Here is an 881-nt window from a genome sequence, read left to right as displayed (position 1 = left end):
GTCTATTAAAACAGCCATTTCTTGATTCCATAAAAGAGTTGGATGAATAATAATCCCATTAAATTCAAGATGAAGCATTTCTACTCCCTTAAAAATTTCCATAACTTCGATCTCCTTCATAATTAAATTTTATTTATGTAAAAAATAGTTTTGGTTACACAAGAAATTTGAAAGAATAAAGCTAAATTTGTACGTATAATATTATTACGAAGTATCAATAATTATTCATTATCACAATAACCTACAAGTTAATTGAATAACACAAACATAATATTAACTTCGGCTTCCTTCTCAAAAGTTCCTGCTGATCTTCAAAAATATGGCCCGATTACTAAACAAAATTAAATAATCATTCTTTAGCTCTCTGTTATTTTTCTTCATGAAGAAAGTTCCATAAACTGATGCTAAAAACACCCTGTCGATTAATTAAAAGATCCTACTATTTGTTCTAAAACTCGTATATTTAAGCTAACCTGCCCCGTTAGTTTAAGTACATTTTCCCACAAAACTTATTGTCAAATTAACATACATATCCAAATAAAAAAATCATCTCACCCCTAAGAAATCTATAGAGGAGCGATGATTTTAATCAAACTTTATTATAAATGAACAAACTTTTACTTCAAATGTTCGTTTCTATCTATTTTTCTACGTTTTGAAAATAAAAAAACATCTTAGATAAGATGTTTTTTCTAACTTGTTTGTTGCACTAAAGCACCCGTTTTTTAAGTGATTTCATTCATAATATTTCAGTGGAAAATTGAAATTCTTGTTTATTACTACTGCATAATAATTACGATAACTCCTACTATAATACACAGAATTCCACTTAAAAATTGTCCTAAACCCGAAGCTTGTCCCGTTAACAGTAAATTGAATAA

At 27.6% G+C, this 881-nt stretch carries 1 pseudogene; it reads right to left on the bottom strand.

Annotated elements, in window-relative coordinates:
* Nucleotides 1-102 (bottom strand): annotated as a pseudogene (locus BK137_RS22085) (MBL fold metallo-hydrolase); the annotation flags it as partial.
* Nucleotides 103-881: the final 779 nt, after the last annotated feature.

It is taken from the genome of Viridibacillus arenosi, assembly GCF_001955655.1.
GTDB classification, from domain to species: Bacteria; Bacillota; Bacilli; order Bacillales_A; family Planococcaceae; genus Viridibacillus; species Viridibacillus arenosi.
This window is presented reverse-complemented; position numbering and strand designations above follow the sequence as displayed.